Genomic DNA, 16066 nt, shown 5'->3' with positions numbered 1-16066 from the left:
AGGACATCTGAATATGTTTTCCCGAAACCTGCCCGTGCATGCGGGCCAGGATCCCCGCGCATGGTCTGAATACACGCAGGTGCGCGACGAACTGAGCAAGCTGACCCACCCCGCACGTCCCGATGTGGACTGGCGGAAGGTGGAACAGCTGTGTGTGACCCTGTTTCGCCACAACGGCACCGACCTGCAGACAGCCGCCTGGTTCTGCTGCGCCCGCCTGCAGCGCTCCGGCCTCGCCGGGCTGTCGGAAGGGCTGGAACTCATCGACTCGCTGATTACGCACCAGTGGAGCGTAATGTGGCCGCCGCAGATGCCGTTTCGTAAGGAGATCCTGGTGTGGCTCAGCGATCATCTGATGCTGAGTCTGCGCCGCTTTACCCTCGGTCACCAGGACCTGCCGGTAGTCTACCGTCTGGAGCAGCAGTTTCGCCATCTGTGCGACCTGCTGCAGCGGCTGGAGCTGCGTCAGGTCAGTAAGATGGATGCGCTGCTGCACTGGATGCACGCGGCGGTGGTCCGGCTGGAAAATGCGAAAGATGAGTCTCTACCCGCCACTGTTGAGTCCGCATATCAGCACACTGCCAGTCCGGTGGCGGACCACACTGCGCAACCGTATGGCGACAGTGACCCTGTGGTGCTGGTGGTCCGGGATGACGGCACACAGCGGATAACACCGACCTCCATTCTCAAACGTCATCGTCGCGGCGTGTGGTCGGGATTTGCCGGGGGTATTGCGGCAACGTTGCTGGTCACGGCGATAAGTACCTGGGGCTGGCAACACTGGCACGACAACCTGCCGGAGACGCTGATTGACACATCACTTTCTCCGCTGCCGGTGGTGCTCAGCGCTTCTGAGCAGGAAGCGATGATTGAAGGAAACGCCGCCTCGCTGCAGGCGCAGGGACGGATGGCGACCGAACGTACCCGCGACCAGCTGGACGAACTGGCGCAGCTTTCTCCGACATGGGTGCAGGACTACGGATTTGCGCTGGTGGCACAGACGCAGCGCCTGTGGCCGCATCAGCCAGGTACTGCCGCGCTGGCGAAACAGTGGCAGCAGCAGGTGGAAGCCAATGCCCTGCCGGAAGCCCGTCTGCAGGGCTGGCATCAGGCGATGGTACAGTTGCAGTCGCTGACCAGTAAACTCAACAGCACCGATATGCAGCGGGGGAAATACCTGACGGTCTCGGAGCTGAAATCGTCGGTGTTTGCCATCACGCAGACCCTGAGCCAGAACGTGCCGCTGGAAGAACAGCTGCGCCAGCTGTCACAGCAAAAAAATAACGATGGCGGACAGACCGTGACGGAACAACAGGCCGCGCAGCATCTGCGCCAGCTACAGAACCGTTACGCACTGATCACCCATGCGGATTGAGTGACTGAATGATGAAGAAGAAACCGAATCCATCATCAGCATGTGCTGCAGAAAAAACAGCCACACGGCGTAATCACTATGTGCACTGGACGCTGGCAGAAATCGCCTATCTTGAGAAACACTACGGCAGGATCCCGGCACGGGAGATAGCGTCCACGCTGGGAAGAGGCATCTCCGGGGTCCGGTCGATGGCAGGAAAAGTGGGCGTGTGTCGTTCCGGGGGGACGCGATGGGAGCCGTGGGAAATCAGTGTACTGGAAAAACACTACGGGCATGGTGATGGTATCAAAATGGTGAGAAAGTTGCTGCCGCATCGTGACAGGGAGTCTGTCAGGAAACAGGCGGCAAAAGCGGGCCTCACTGACGTGCGGGAATGGCGTCCTGATGCCATTGCTTTCCTGAGAGAGCATTACGGGCATATGCCCGTTGATGAGGTTGCTGCCGCCATTAACAAAAGTGTCAGCGCGGTCAGGAACAGGGCAAATGTTCTGAAACTCGGGAAAGTGAGACAGATCAGATGGACCCGGGAGGAAAACACAATACTGACAGAGAATTATTCTCAGTCGGGCAATCTTGAGGCTATTCAGGCGTTATTACCCCATCGTTCCAGAAGAGCCATTGAGGCGCAGACGACTAAATTAGGGCTAAGGCGGGCAGTGATGTGGACGACTGAGGAAATCAGTATTCTTCGGCAGTTTTATCCGAAACTGGGGAAAAAGGTTGCCGCGATGTTACCTGACAGGAAGGCCAGTGCGATTCACCATCAGGCTGAGAGACTGGGATTACGTCGATACGCTAAAAAGCATAGCGATCAATCCGCACAGGCCGATAGTAAATAACGTTCGTATGAGAGTGAGCGGTAACCGAACGTTTTTCCCGGGGCTCCTGGTATTTCATTGTGTTGTTGATAAACATCACCAGAAGATCGTACCCCTGCAGTCATTTACGCTTTATTCAATTCAAACTGGCGGAGGTAACCATCTTTATTCGCCCGGGATTGCGTGCGATGCATTTTTATTACTGGAAGGGTTCATTCTTTATATTTGTATCATGGCTGTTTTTTTTGTGAGATGGAAATATGATGGCATATTATTTCATGCTACCGGCAGCTGATGATATTTTGTTGCTGGCAGTGATGTTATCGTTACTGATAATGGCTGCATATATTGGCAGATATCTGCATTATTCCCGTGATAACACCAGCAATGGTGGAAATATTATTATCACCGCAGGAGCACTTTCATTAACCGTGCTGCTTATCGGGTTTGCTTTTTCGGTATCGATTAATGGATTTGTCACCCTGAAACAGGCCCAGGTCAGTGAAGCGCAGACCATCGAAAAAGCGTGGCAGTACAGTCTGTTATTATCCGCCTCTGCACAGCCTAAAGCGCAGGGACTGCTGCGCCAATATCTCTACCAGCGGATCCATTTTTTCAGGGATAACTCGCTGCAGGGCGGACGAAGCTGGAACCAGCTGTCAGAAGACAGCCAGCAAAAACTCTGGCTGCTGGCTGTCTCAGAGACCACGCACAGTCCCCTGCCGGTGATGGACTCGCTCCTGACAGCATACAGCGGGTTAAGGTCATCACAGCAACAGACCACCGCTGCCAGTCAGCGCAAGCTCCCCGATGCGGCGTGGCTGGTGATCATTTTCTTCGCCATGGTTGCCTGCTGTCTGACCGGGCGTCAGCAACGGCAGGGATTTTCTCTGCTGGCCCTGCCGGTGATGATATCGCTGTCGCTGTTCCTGGTGGCTGAAATTGACATTCCCGGTGAAGGTATTATTCGCGTCACACCGGACGATCTTGAACATGTGGCCTTTACGCTGCCCTCCGTTATTACTGGAGCAAAACATGATCCGACATATTCTGTTTATCACGCTCACTGACGATGCGTCGCCTGCTCAAATCGACGCGGTCAGACTGGCCTTTTTGCGTATTCCGCAGCGGGTGGAGGGCATCACTCGCGTGGAATGGGGCGTAAACGACAGCCCGGAAGGTAAAAATGCAGGCTATACGTACTGTGTCCTGATGACATTCATTGATGAGGCTGCCCGTCAGCGCTATCTGCCGCATCCGGCTCATGATGCACTGAAATCCCTTTTTCGACCGGTACTGCAGGATATTGTTGTGCTGGATTTTACGCTGGTGCCTGAAAACGTGGCTGGCAGATAAATGGCCGGAGAAATGACTATGTTAAGAAACCTGTTGAGGGATGTGGTCAGGCAGAGACCGTCCCGGAGATATGGCAAAAAGAAGTACCTGTGGTGTGCCGGTGATAAGCGCAGTGGACTCTGGCTGATTAAATTCGGTGCCGTCAAAACATTTTATTTTAACGCCAGCGGGGAGAAGCACATCACCGGCTTTTATCTGCCTGGCGAGTATATCGGTGTGGACGAGCTTCCCGGCGAATTTCACCGGGGCTATGCGCAGGTGACTGACGACTGTGCGGTGCACCACCTGCCCCCGACAGCATTAGGCGAGTTTATGGATATCTGCGATGGACGCCGGTACATTTACCAGATGATGAGTGGGCACTTACGCCTGAACAAAGTCCGCTTCCGTCAACTGACCAGACTGAGTGCAGGTGAGCGACTGGCAGGTTTTATTTATGACCTTGCTGTCCGCTATGGCTTTCAGGGATGCGCAGTGCGGGATTTTCGTCTGCCAATGCTGCGGTGCGATATTGCGAACTATATCGGCGTCACGCCGGAAACGGTGACCAGGGAAATCATAAAGCTGGTCGATGCTGGCGCATTCCTGTTCAGTGGGCGGCAAATCACAGGGTTACGACCGACCATTATGACGCAATGGACAGGCGATATGCTGTCATGCCGGAACGATGAACCACTATCAACAACAACGCGGGGGGCCAGGTATGGTCAATGATGCTATAGCTGAAAAGCTGGAGAACGCCGGGTTATGGCGAAGAGCGGCAGCCCGATGGCTAGCCGTGATGGACCGGTGTGATACGGACGCACAGCGCGAATGGGTCAGCCAGAAGCGGCAGGCGTGTTATTCCCGTCTTGTTCTACCGGTGGACGAAAAACTGAATATCAGCGCCCTGAACCGGGCAGCTAATCAGGCGCAGGACAAAATGGGCATTCGTCAGCCCAGTGGTGCGGCATTCAGAATTAAACCACAGAAAAAAAAGATAAATAGTTACAGGTAAGCTGGCTGGTGTTGTTCTGGTTGACCCGGCGGGTCTCCCGGTCACATTTTCAGTGGTGATATTCCCTCAACTCACAGGAGATGTTGCCATGCCAAAGTTATCCGTTGTTCTTCTGGGCGCTACGTTGTCCCTCTTCGCTACAGGTACATTTGCAGCTGTATCGCCCTCTCCGCTGAATCAGCCTGTTCAGCACACACAGGCTACCACGCTTAAACAGGATGCTGCGAAAGCGTCGAAGACACATGTTAAAAAGAAAACGGTACGTAAAGCGAAACGAAAAGCCGTTCGCGCAATGGTGAAATAAAATATCAGGGCGGTTTTCATTTATTGAGAACCGTCCTCTGATAATGGACGGCGATTAAATGAAAACTCACATTGATAATTAATATCATTAATACCTTAATTCTTTTTAACTTTAAATATACAAACAATAAACCATCCGAAATATTTCAGTATTACAGTCTCTGTACTTAAATGGGAATTTTCATGCATAATTCTGAATCCATGAATGCCGATGCATTTAATGCACGCTCACGGGCTGCGAAAAAAAGCACGCTGGTCAGCGTTGCGGTGAATATCTTGCTGTCACTTTTTCAGATAACGGTGGGGCTGTTTTCCGGCTCGCAGGGGCTGATTGCTGACGGTATACATTCCCTCTCGGATTTGGTTGCCGATTTTGTTGTTCTGATCGCTAACATCAAAAGTCGTAAACCATCGGACAGCGATCACCACTACGGGCACTGGCGCTATGAGAATGGCGCATCGATGATACTGGGAGCGCTGTTATTTTTGGTGGGGGTGGGGATGCTCTGGTCGGCTATCGGGAAAATTCTACATCCCGAAACCATCCCGACGGTCCACGTTATCGCCCTCTGGGTTGCCCTGGGCGCACTTGCTGCCAAAGAGCTGCTATTCCGCTATATGCTCGCTGTCGCCACGCGTATCAAGTCTTCACTGTTAATTGCCAATGCCTGCCATGCCCGTTCAGACGCAGCGTCATCGCTGGTTGTAGCGACTGGTATCATCGGGAATCTCATGGGGCATCCGTACTGCGATCCGATTGCGGCGTTGATTGTCGGTGTGCTGGTGGCCCGGATGGGGTATTCATTCGCGTTTAACGCTCTGCATGACCTGATGGATCGTTCAGTTGATCCTGTTACAGAGCGGGCAATCAAAGAGACTCTTCTTGCCACGCCGGGTGTTGCTGGCCTCCATGACCTGAAAACCCGCAAGTCTGGTGACCTCATTCTGGTGGATGTCCATATTGAGGTTCGTGGCGAACTGTCGGTTAGCGCCGGGCACGATATTGCGGTCGATGCGCATAACCGGGTGCTGACCAGTCACAATGTTCTCAATGTGATGATTCATATCGATCCATATGAACCCAGCGTACGTCAGGTTGCGGCCTGTCACGGACCGATGCGATAATCTGTCTGAAGCTCATTAATACCCTAATCTGGAGTGTCGTTTGACAGTACCCCTACCAAAACGCCCGACCGAAGAACTTGCGCACCTGGCCTGGTGTATCCTGGTAGCCATTGGTCTTGCCAGACAGGAAGGTAAGGCACTTTCTGCCCTGCAGACGCATATGTTCATCATGCAGTGGTTGTTGACGGCGCAGAAACGTAAGCTGTTTCCCCGAGCGTTAGCTTCGGACATTATCTGGCTGCAGGAACAGGGTAAGCGTCACGGACCATCAGCGCGCCTTTACAGCAAGGTGGAGTACATCTGGCTTGCCAGCTCCGGCGAACTTACGCAGCAGAGTACGCGATTTCGTTTACGTATATGATCGACACGCTTCGGACAATGGGCTGGGTAGACTGGCTTGTGCCCGCCAAAGAATGGGAAGAAAAAGCAAAACTGGCGGGTAATATGTGTGCGATCTACACCCCGAAAGATGAGCTGCATCAGGTGTTCACCGACAAGGGCGAACTCATTAAGCCGATGGAGCTGCGGCTTACTGGCGATACCAACGGCTTCTGGTACAACGCTGAACGGTTGCCTGACGACGACGGGTTCTCGGTGTTACGTTTGATTCCAGAACCTGGTGCTTAATTCAGATTGCAGTTAGCGATTTTCGATGGGCGGCTTTGTGCCAGGAGCGGACGTTGGAGAAAGCATCAGATGTTAAGAATGAGAACCCAATAAGCATAAAAAAAATCAAATTCGTTTATAGTTTCTGATAGTGCATGAATACAACAGAATATTATGAGGAATGGATGAAAAATAATGACAAGGTTGAAGTTAGCAAAGACATTTTGGGGAAAGTATCCAATAAGGCTGATGAGCTAATTCTGAATGGTAGTTCCCTTGAACTATCAGAATTCGTAAAAGAATTAAATGATAGTTCTATGCATTTTGAAAATACACTAGATGAATCTAGATTTTTATATATAGTGGGGAATTGTTATCAGGCTCTTTATAAGCATAGAGAAATGGAATGGTATTCTGACGATCTCAGTAAGGCCGTGATAGCTTTTAGAAAATCTTTAAATATTGCGAACAAATTAAAGTACCCAAACAAAGAAATCCTTTATTTTAAAAGTTGTATTGAAACAAACCTTGCAAATTTATTAAGTGCTCAAGGTCGAGCATTCTGCTGCATTCCATTATGGGATAAAGCCATCAGCCAAAACAATCCTATTGCAATGATCTGTAAGGCACAGAACGAGCTATATTTAGCTAAGGTTTTATATGACCCAGGTCATCAAGAATACCATTACTTTGTCGCTTACAAACTTATCGTTCAGGGTTTGAAATACAAAAATTATTTATATGAAGATCAGCAAATTGCTTTTCATGAAGATGGTGACCTTATGAACTTCAAACATTGGTTTGAAAGTAATTTCACTGAATCCTCTTTTTACGAGTTCGAACAACAAAGTTACGACTTTGACTCTAGAAAGCAGAAGCATTATCTTGCATGGTGTGGAAAAAACAAACTTTTTATCAATGATTTAAATGACGTGCTTTGTTCTGAAGTTGCTTATCAAGATATAATTACGCTTCCTAGCTTCAGTTATAATTTGAATCAATCTTTGTCCATGCATGAAACGTTAATGTATCATGGTAATTTTGATGAGTTAAAAAACGATTTTTGTTATGCTCGTTATCTTTACTACACAGCGTTAAACATTCCTCAGGATACAAACCATTTTTTTAACGACACATATCCTCATGTTGAAGACATGTCACACTCATTAACCAATTTAAAAGCAAATCATTATAAAAGTGCATTTAGGACTCTGTATTCGCTATTTGATAAAGTGTCTTATTTTCTTCACAGGTTTTTAGAGCTTAATGATATCAAAGATGATAAAAAAATATCTTTTGATGCAATATTTAGAGATATTTCAAAAAAGAAAGTATGGGTACCTCACCCACGATTAAAAGAGAGTAAAAATCAGTTCATTCATGCCTTATTTTATATTTTAAAGGATATCAGAGATGTTAAAGATGTAACCCCCACAACCCGTTGGCTTGACCCCGATGCAAAATCATTTTCTGATATAAGAAACTCTATTGAGCATAGATCATTGAAAATCATCGATAATTTTGGATATACATTAATGCAATCAGAAAAAGAGAGCACTTCAACTCAATTAAAAAAGTACATAGACGAAAAGGAGCAATGTGAATCGCAATTAAAAAAATTGCATCATGAGAAAAAGAACATCAAAAATGATAGCAATTCGGATGATGTGATAACTCTTGCTAAGAGGAAATCAGCGTTAGAAATTAAGAAAAAAAAACTTGAATCATTAATAGATGAGAAACATAGAATGTCCACACATTCTTTGCTCATAACAATTAGTGAGTTTGAATCCAGGACTTTAACCCTTATGAAACTTGCAAGAAATTCAATCATATATTTATCGTTAGCACTTCACTTAGAAGAGCAAAGTAAACCACGAATAGACGGACTAGTTATGCCAACTGTTGTACCGTTAAAGTAATATTTCTTAAGATTGAAATCATTAGGTCCGCTCCGCGCTCACAGCTGACGCTCGAGAACAATAACATTGAGTGGTGCTATGTTTCGATCGTCAATGTTAACATTTTCGTTCTCATCTGTAGACTCCGATCTTGTTGAGTTTTAGCGCACTAAAAGAAAAAATAACGAAAAAGAACGCCAGGCCATGTGTTCATGGCAGACAACACCTAACGTGACCAAAATGCTGTATTCTATCTTTTAATCATCGGTACTGTGCAGGGACAATTCATTGGTTGCGATAAAAATGTATCCCGCAAGGGATGGGGATGCTTTGCTCATTATCTGTCATCAGGAAAAATGCGGATTTTTCATCGACGGCGGCTATGCAGAAACCTACAAGCAATACATCCTGCCTGATCTCAGAGCATTGAGTCTTAACGGGTACCGGTTACGCCTAGTCATGGCAACGCATATTGACGCTGATCACATCGGCGGTCTCATTGACTTTTTTATCGACAATGGCCAAGCGTCACATCCGTCTGTTATACCGGTTGATGCGGTATGGCACAATAGTCTCAGGGCGATGACAACGTCTCATGAAAATGCATCAGATGCAGAAAACTGCAAAATCACGGATTTTTTAAAACGGCAATATCACCTCGCTGCAAAGTCAGGCAGACCCACTGAAATTAGCGCTCGCCAAGGAAGTTCGCTCGCAGCCACATTGCTGGCCGGCGGCTATCACTGGAATGAAGGAACTGGATTTCAAAAGATTTGCTCCTTAAGGCCAGCTGTCCCGCCGTTAAACGAAAACAGTTTTCAGATCCTGAGCCCCTCAGAGGAACGGCTCTCTGCACTCTGTTTGTGGTGGCGCCGTAAACTGGTATCACTGGGTTTTTCTGGCCAGTATTCCGCAAACGGGGCATTTGATGATGCATTTGAGTTCCTTTGCAAAGAGGATGCTTCGCCGCCACCTCCTCCTCATATGATAAGCGCTAAAATCCCTCTGCTTCAGAGGGATTATTTACCCGACACTTCGCCAACCAATGGCAGCTCCATTGCCTTTAGCCTGACACTTAGCAACAAGCGAATGCTGATGCTGGGAGACGCATGGGCTGAAGAGGTGGTGACCTCACTCAAAGCCAACGGTGGTCCTCAGTATTTCGACATCATTAAAATCTCGCATCATGGTAGTATAAGAAACACCAGCCCTGAGCTGTTGAGCCTCATTGATGCACCAATGTATCTGATCTCAACTGACGGAAAAAAACATGCTAGGCATCCTGACCTGGCGGTGCTGAAGGCAGTTGTGGACAGACACGCGACGTTTACACGAACATTATTTTTTAACTATGCCACCCGCGCATCTGCTTTCATGAAAACGTATGTTTCAGCAAACGGCGCACCATTCAGGGTGATTGAAGGAGCAACGGATTGGATAACGCTGTGAAATATGCCGCCACCGAAAACGAAATCAGATTCGCAACGGTACAGATTGAATGCGAAGGTTCCACAGGTTCAGGAACGTTGATTGCATCGAATAAAGTGCTAACTGCTGCGCATTGTGTTGTGTCAGATAAGCCTGGTGCCCCTGTAACCGTGACATTTACCGGTACTGAACCAGTTATCAGCATCAGAGCAACAATATCTGACACAGATTATTCATGCGATGTATGCCTGCTAACACTCTCTGAGCCTGTCAATATTGCGCCGGTTGCATTAAGCATCGTGCAGGAGCGAGAAGGCAGTCTCTGGAAGAGTTTTGGCTATCCGGCATCACGCCTTGGCGCTCCACATTATCTGTACGGTGCAATCAGTCAGTATTTTCCCGGCATTATACACGGCATAGATATGGATTTATCGGTCAATGCCGACTGTCGTCTGGAACAATACGACGGCGTATCAGGGGCAGCCGTTTTATCCGGGAATAAAATGATTGCCATGGTACGTATCCGGATGGACGGCGGGCTCGGTGCAGTGAGTCTAGATACGCTAAGCGGGATCCTTCTCAGAAACGGCCTGATACCCGAAAACATTGTTGAGGGTTCCGTACTCATAAAGTCCCGGGAAACGATGCTTGATCGCACCGAATTTCTTGAAAACTTTGAAACCTTTATCCTCGGAAGCACCGGGCGCGCTGTTCTTCTGGAAGGCAGCCCGGGTGTTGGGAAAACAACGTTTTGCCGGCACTACCAGCCCCTAAATGAAAAGCTCGCCAGTGTGGGAGTGTATGAATTTACACCTGAGGATGGTGCCGGCGCGGCATTTAAAGTTTTACCCGAAGTCTTTGCGGACTGGCTCGCCGATCGGGTCGCGATAATCATTTCCGGCAGGCCTGCTCGCCGGGAAGAAACAGAAAAAGTCAACCTAACGTATAAAGTCTCTGAGCTTCTAGCTACCCTGTCAGACTACTGGAAACAGAGGGGCAAATACGGTGTCATTTTTATTGATGCTATCAATGAAGCAAGTGGGCTGGGGCAGGCAATGGTTGCGCCATTTACTGCGCTACTACCTGTTACGCTTCCTGAACACATTAAACTGGTTTTTACTGCGCCCTCATTATCAGCAGCCGGTATTGCATTTCGCCACTGGCTCACTCCTCAGGACTGTATCAGTCTGACGCTGCTAAGCCACCAGGAAGTGTTGCAACTTTCAGCCCTCGCGCTGAAAGACATGTCCCCTTCTATGTCGTTACTGCTGCGGGTGTGTGACAGGGCTCAGGGCCATCCCCTCTATCTCCGTTATATTCTTGAGTACCTTAAAGCAAATCCTGACGAGACCTCCCTGAACACTTTCCCTGTTTTCAGTGGCAGTATCGAAACTTACTACGAAAGACTCTGGCAGGAACTGATTAAAGACGACTCTGCCGTGAACCTGCTGGGGCTACTTTCTCGTCTGCGCTGGGGTGTCGAGATGGTATCCCTGCTTCCTGCTCTGTCAGAAACAGAACAAACCGCGTTTCTGCCAACCCTTGATCGTATAAGGCATCTGCTGCCTGATCCGGCATCCTCAGAGTTATGCCATCAATCCTTTGCTGAATTTATTAACATTAAAACCGGCGCAATTGACACATTGCTACACGGACGCTTGGCCGATTTTTGTCTTAACAGTGTTCAGCCCTACGGACTGATTAATCGTATCTATCACCTGCTTTTAAGTTCACAGGATAGGCACTCTGAAGCAGCAATGACCTGCACTCAGGAATGGGCGGATGCCTGCGTCAATAACGGAGCAAGGCCTGACCTTCTTGTACATGACGTCCGACATGCGCTCATCAACGCGCTCCATCGTGCAGATGCCGTTGAATCAATTCGCCTGTTGCTGTTATTGCAAAGAATCACCTTCAGACACCATTTTCTTTTTCTGCAGTCTGCTTTTTATTCGGGGCTGGCACTAGCTGCATTAGGGAAGCCCGATGAAGCTTTAGAACAGTTTATGCCCTCAGGTCACCTAGTCTTGGATCTGGCAGATGCAATCGACAGCGCGCATATCCTGACGGATCATGGCTATCATCAACATGCTCTGAAGCTACTTGAAAAAGTGAAATCATTGGTCGATCTCACATTTGAAAACCATGAACTTAACTTGTCTCAATTTACCGGCCTTAATCTGGCTTGGGTGCGTGCTGAACTTATAGCAGGAGTCATCGACGGTAGAGGGCGTACACGCTCTGTAGTAGAATACCTTTACCAAGCAGTACAGACCCTTAGTAAAAATATTGATAAAGCGGCACAACATAATCCCGTTTATGAACGTGCGTTCGTGCCGCTGCAGGCAGAAATGGAAGCGGTAAACATCGCCTTTAATGATCGGTCAGTGTCACTGAAGAGCGTTAAGGATCGATTTGGCGAAGTACCGAAAAATATTCTTGACCTGATGCTCAGCGCATTAATGCGTGCACATGACATGATTATTCGGTACAGACTGCCCATGCCCCAGCAAGCTCTGCTGCCAGTCTGGGAAGATCTCAAAGAGCTCCTTCATGCTGATGTTTCGTTTACAGACAGAATACGTTTCAGTGCGATAACGAGCCTCATTTTCTTCAATGCACCTTCCGGCCTAGTTATAAAAATTGCGGAAGTTTTCTCACTGGATGCGCTTCCGGAAATCGTGCTAATCGAAAAAAATGAAGCGCAGACTGACAGCACTTCAATAGTCGAGCAGGGGCAATTTTTGCTAACCGTTGCCTACCTCAACCCCGCACTACCATGCCCGGACATTACTCCTGCGCAGCAGGAGTGCCATAGCTGGCTGAAAAGTTTAACCGAAGCAGTATTCTGGTGCAGCGGGCAAGCACAACGCGCGGTTGTGGACAACGATCATGAAAGAACACAACAACTTTTAGCGTTTGTACAGACCACCCTCCTACCTGCGCTATCCTCTTCGCTTGAGGAGCGTACCGGCTGGAATGACGCCTGGGCTCTGCCGGAGCACACGCTTCCCGTAATTTATGAGGAGTTGATTAGCATGTTCGGCGCATGCTGGCCTGAAAGTGTAAACTTGTTTACGGATTTCATAATTAACAGAGCACCTGAGCAATGTGGGATTTATTCAGAGGGTTTCAGGCGGGTGATGAAAACGATCATTCATGCTCTTCTTAATGAAAATCGGTTTCCCGATCAGGCTGACACTGCGTTCGAACTTCTGGAAATCTTACATGCCTTTGTTTCAGCCTATACTGAAAACAGACAAGAGCTGGTTCCTGAATTATTAGAAATCATCCCGGCTTATGTTAGGCTGGATGCACCACAACTGGCCCATCAGACTTACACTGAGATGCTGAGTGTTTCAATGGGACCCGCTTGGTATAAAGAAGATCAGTTTACCCTGCTGACGAATATATTGCAGGTATTGCCGCATAGCACTGAGACAGACACAACGTTGTCTCAGGTTGCAGGCTACCTCGAAAAGGCTTCGGGTGAAATGACCTTCAGACGCTATGTGAGACACGATAAATCCCGGCTTATCGGAGAGCTTATCCGTAGGGGCCGATACGCACAGTGCTTTACCTATTACCGTCAACAGTCCTGTGGTACCCATAGCGAAATGCTACATCAACTCAGTCAGCCCGCGGCAGATAGTCCCCTTCCATTAAAAAGCATGCGATTCCCAGGCGGTGCGCTCGATGAAACCTATGCTGTTGAGCTCATTGTAAGTAAGTTGCGAAACAGGGTCGACTGGCGCCTAAGGTGGGCACTTCTTGAAATATATAGCTTTGGCTGCACAGGCAATCTTGCTGAGCCTTTCGCAGAAATGATCAATGAATTCACGCCAGATGATAAAGATCTCAGCGAGGCCGTTAGAAGACTGTTTATTGTTTTTAACGGCGACGTTTCTTTCTCTGAGCAACATGATTTTATCCGTAGTTTTTTAGGCCAGCTTTCAGAAGAACACAAGCCGTTGTTTACGGCACTTATTGAGATATTGCCAGAGGATGCCAACCCTGAAAGCTTTCACTCCCCCGCAATTGATGATGAGAATGGGCAAGGCGCTTCTTCTGAACTCCGGGAGGATGTAGCTCTTCAACCCGGACTCTTCGGCAAGCAGGCTGCTATCAGAGCAGCTGATGCCCGTATCAAAGAGGCTAATAAAGCAGCCGCACGCAAAAATACGTTGCGGGCAAGTCAGATAGCGGTGGAGAGTCTGCGCCTCATTCAGGAAGGTGACTGGTCAGTGTGGGGCAGAAATCACCATTTGTCGGACGTGACGAATGCACATATTCTTGCCAGTGCATCCAGTGCAGGAGAGGTCTTAAGGGCCTATGCTCCCCTCGTAGAGCATGAGCGCTACGCTCCATCTTGGAAAATTGCCAGCCACCTTCTTGAAGCAGCAGCCAGTTATTTTTCACCACTGGAAGCACGAGCTGTCGCTCAACGTGTACTTGAGCATAATCGCTATCTGTTGGGGTCTAATGACAATTCGGCCGGGCAATTTGCCTTTCTTGATGAGCCGGACAATTCAGATGCCGGTGAAGAAACACTGAACTTCCTGATGTGGATGCTGGAGCATCCACTAAAATGCCGGCGAGAGCGCGCGCTGGAGGCCATGCAATGGCTGGCTTCAGGTGATGGACTGATATTGCGTCAGTGTGTGGCAGAGGCACTGACATCAGGCTCAGCCGTCCGGATTGAGGCACTTATGGCGCTGACTGACCGGATGTCTGCTAAATATCCGACGCGTGTCTGGGATTGTATAGCTTCACAACGCAGCCTGTTTGAATGGTTGGCAGACACCACCACGCTCAGCCAGATTTGCCTTTTTGAGCGTATCGCCAGCAGAGCTGGCGTGGATGTTAAAAATGAAATCGCCGCCTATTCGCGAACCCGTTCTCGCTCGCTTGTTTCTCGCACTGAAGAACCACCTAGCCCTCTCTCTGCCTGGGCGCAACCGGTGGCGCATGTGCTTGCCGTTATGGAAGAACAAAAAATAGACGTCAGGGCTTTAACCGTACTCCTTGAAGAGCGCATTTTACAGCAGAGCGGACTGACAGATATCAACGTAGCATTTGAGCTGGAACGACTTCTTGCAAGGGGTTTTTCCGTGCGCAACACACCTTCTCCGCACCGTTGGGAGGCGATGGTGCGCTTTTCGTTAAATCAGATTTTGCATGAGGCAGCTAGTTGCCCTGACCTGAAAGGTGTTGAGCCTTTACTGCGCGTCTGGAACCCAGCTTCACAGGAGCGTGTTCTCACTCGTGAGATCTGTAATCAAACCGCACGGATTGTCCGGTCCATCGTAAAGCAAAATTTCAAGCAAGTTTCAGGAACCGAGGAAGGATTTTTTCTGCATTATCTGGATGAGATTGAGCTGCCCGGCGGAGGCCCGGCACATCTGGTCGAAATTTCAGCTGTACTGACAACGGCCTATGATGGACATGAGCATCGCCGAGCCGGAGAAGAAGGCAGGTTTAATGCGACCCTAGTACCCGATGCAGATCGAGTGCTGGATGCACACCTGACTTGTCAGCGTGTTTCCCTCCAGCCGCTATTGTCAGGAGGGGCAACCCCAGCCGTGGTCTCGAAGAAGTTTATGCAAATGACGCATACCGTTCCCTCAGACTTTATCAGAAGGCAGTGGCGCAGCGGGCGCTCGCTCAGCAAAAACCGATGGGGAGAGCCCATCAGCAGAGGTAGCTTGTTAATCATGAAAAGAAATGTAACTTTGCCGCCGGGACTGGGTCTGGCCTGGTCTGTGACAATAGACGGGGAACTGCAAAGTATGTTTTCGTACGCTCAAAGGAGACGTTCATGATATTCAACTCAATGGATACACCAGAAACGCGGGAAGAGTTCGAAGCTCGCTGTTTTCATCTGTTGAATGCTATCCGTTCAGGCCAATATAAGGGTATACCTGGCGATCGACACAGAGAAGAGATCGTCTTTCTTCCTAATGGCAGAATTGACCTTGCAAATATTGACACCATGACCCGACTTTCAATGAATTCACTTTATGACTTCCACTACAACAAGGAAAATTATCCACATTTTGATTTAACGGACCAGAATGAACATGAGGTTAATACTCATATATTATTTCCTGACATCAGTGATGGCCCCGACACTTAAATCAGATGTCCTTTAGCTCAG

At 48.7% G+C, this 16066-nt stretch carries 14 protein-coding genes; all 14 read left to right on the top strand.

The window, feature by feature from the left end; genetic code table 11:
- Positions 1-13: 13 nt before the first annotated feature.
- The 14 genes from ACERY3_RS04220 to avs1c all read left to right on the top strand — a co-directional run bounded on the left by ACERY3_RS04220 (position 14) and on the right by avs1c (position 16045).
- Entirely contained in the window at positions 14-1375 is a 1362-nt protein-coding gene (locus tag ACERY3_RS04220) for a VasL domain-containing protein (RefSeq protein WP_373225110.1), read from the top strand.
- Positions 1376-1383: 8 nt separating this feature from the next.
- Positions 1384-2214 carry a hypothetical protein gene (locus ACERY3_RS04215; RefSeq protein ID WP_373225109.1) on the top strand — a complete coding sequence of 277 codons (831 nt, stop codon included), beginning with the start codon at positions 1384-1386 and terminating at the stop codon, positions 2212-2214.
- 314 nt (positions 2215-2528) lie between these two features.
- Complete coding sequence (locus tag ACERY3_RS04210; RefSeq protein WP_373225108.1) at positions 2529-3263, top strand: hypothetical protein; 735 nt, start codon at positions 2529-2531, stop codon at positions 3261-3263.
- Positions 3229-3549, top strand: a complete 321-nt coding sequence (locus ACERY3_RS04205; protein WP_373225107.1) for a Dabb family protein — start codon at positions 3229-3231, stop codon at positions 3547-3549. The genes ACERY3_RS04210 and ACERY3_RS04205 overlap by 35 nt, the downstream gene beginning before the upstream one ends.
- 18 nt (positions 3550-3567) lie before the next feature.
- Positions 3568-4263: a Crp/Fnr family transcriptional regulator gene (locus ACERY3_RS04200; protein ID WP_373225106.1), complete on the top strand. Its 696-nt coding sequence runs from the start codon at positions 3568-3570 to the stop codon at positions 4261-4263.
- Positions 4253-4546, top strand: a complete 294-nt coding sequence (locus tag ACERY3_RS04195) for a PerC family transcriptional regulator (protein ID WP_373225105.1) — start codon at positions 4253-4255, stop codon at positions 4544-4546. The genes ACERY3_RS04200 and ACERY3_RS04195 overlap by 11 nt, the downstream gene beginning before the upstream one ends.
- An 88-nt stretch (positions 4547-4634) precedes the next feature.
- Positions 4635-4850 (top strand): hypothetical protein, encoded by a 216-nt coding sequence (locus ACERY3_RS04190; protein ID WP_373225104.1) that lies wholly within the window; start codon positions 4635-4637, stop codon positions 4848-4850.
- Between the two features lie 182 nt (positions 4851-5032).
- Positions 5033-5974 (top strand): cation diffusion facilitator family transporter, encoded by a 942-nt coding sequence (locus tag ACERY3_RS04185; RefSeq protein WP_373225103.1) that lies wholly within the window; start codon positions 5033-5035, stop codon positions 5972-5974.
- A gap of 40 nt (positions 5975-6014) precedes the next feature.
- Complete coding sequence (locus tag ACERY3_RS04180) at positions 6015-6335, top strand: DUF2913 family protein (RefSeq protein WP_373225102.1); 321 nt, start codon at positions 6015-6017, stop codon at positions 6333-6335.
- Positions 6332-6601, top strand: coding sequence for a hypothetical protein (locus ACERY3_RS04175; protein ID WP_373225101.1), 270 nt, complete (start codon positions 6332-6334; stop codon positions 6599-6601). Before ACERY3_RS04180 ends, ACERY3_RS04175 begins: the two co-directional genes overlap by 4 nt.
- A 164-nt stretch (positions 6602-6765) precedes the next feature.
- On the top strand, positions 6766-8502 hold the full coding sequence (locus ACERY3_RS04170) for an LA2681 family HEPN domain-containing protein (protein WP_373225100.1): 1737 nt from the start codon (positions 6766-6768) through the stop codon (positions 8500-8502).
- Between the two features lie 267 nt (positions 8503-8769).
- Complete coding sequence (gene avs1a / locus ACERY3_RS04165; protein WP_373225099.1) at positions 8770-9930, top strand: AVAST type 1 anti-phage system MBL fold metallo-hydrolase Avs1a; 1161 nt, start codon at positions 8770-8772, stop codon at positions 9928-9930.
- Positions 9915-15731 carry an AVAST type 1 anti-phage system protease Avs1b gene (gene avs1b / locus ACERY3_RS04160; RefSeq protein WP_373225098.1) on the top strand — a complete coding sequence of 1939 codons (5817 nt, stop codon included), beginning with the start codon at positions 9915-9917 and terminating at the stop codon, positions 15729-15731. Before avs1a ends, avs1b begins: the two co-directional genes overlap by 16 nt.
- Positions 15728-16045, top strand: a complete 318-nt coding sequence (avs1c, locus tag ACERY3_RS04155) for an AVAST type 1 anti-phage system protein Avs1c (protein ID WP_332628317.1) — start codon at positions 15728-15730, stop codon at positions 16043-16045. The genes avs1b and avs1c overlap by 4 nt, the downstream gene beginning before the upstream one ends.
- Positions 16046-16066 lie beyond the last annotated feature (21 nt).

It is taken from the genome of Enterobacter cloacae complex sp. ESBL7 (genome assembly GCF_041679625.1).
GTDB classification, from domain to species: Bacteria; Pseudomonadota; Gammaproteobacteria; order Enterobacterales; family Enterobacteriaceae; genus Enterobacter; species Enterobacter asburiae_B.
This window is presented reverse-complemented; position numbering and strand designations above follow the sequence as displayed.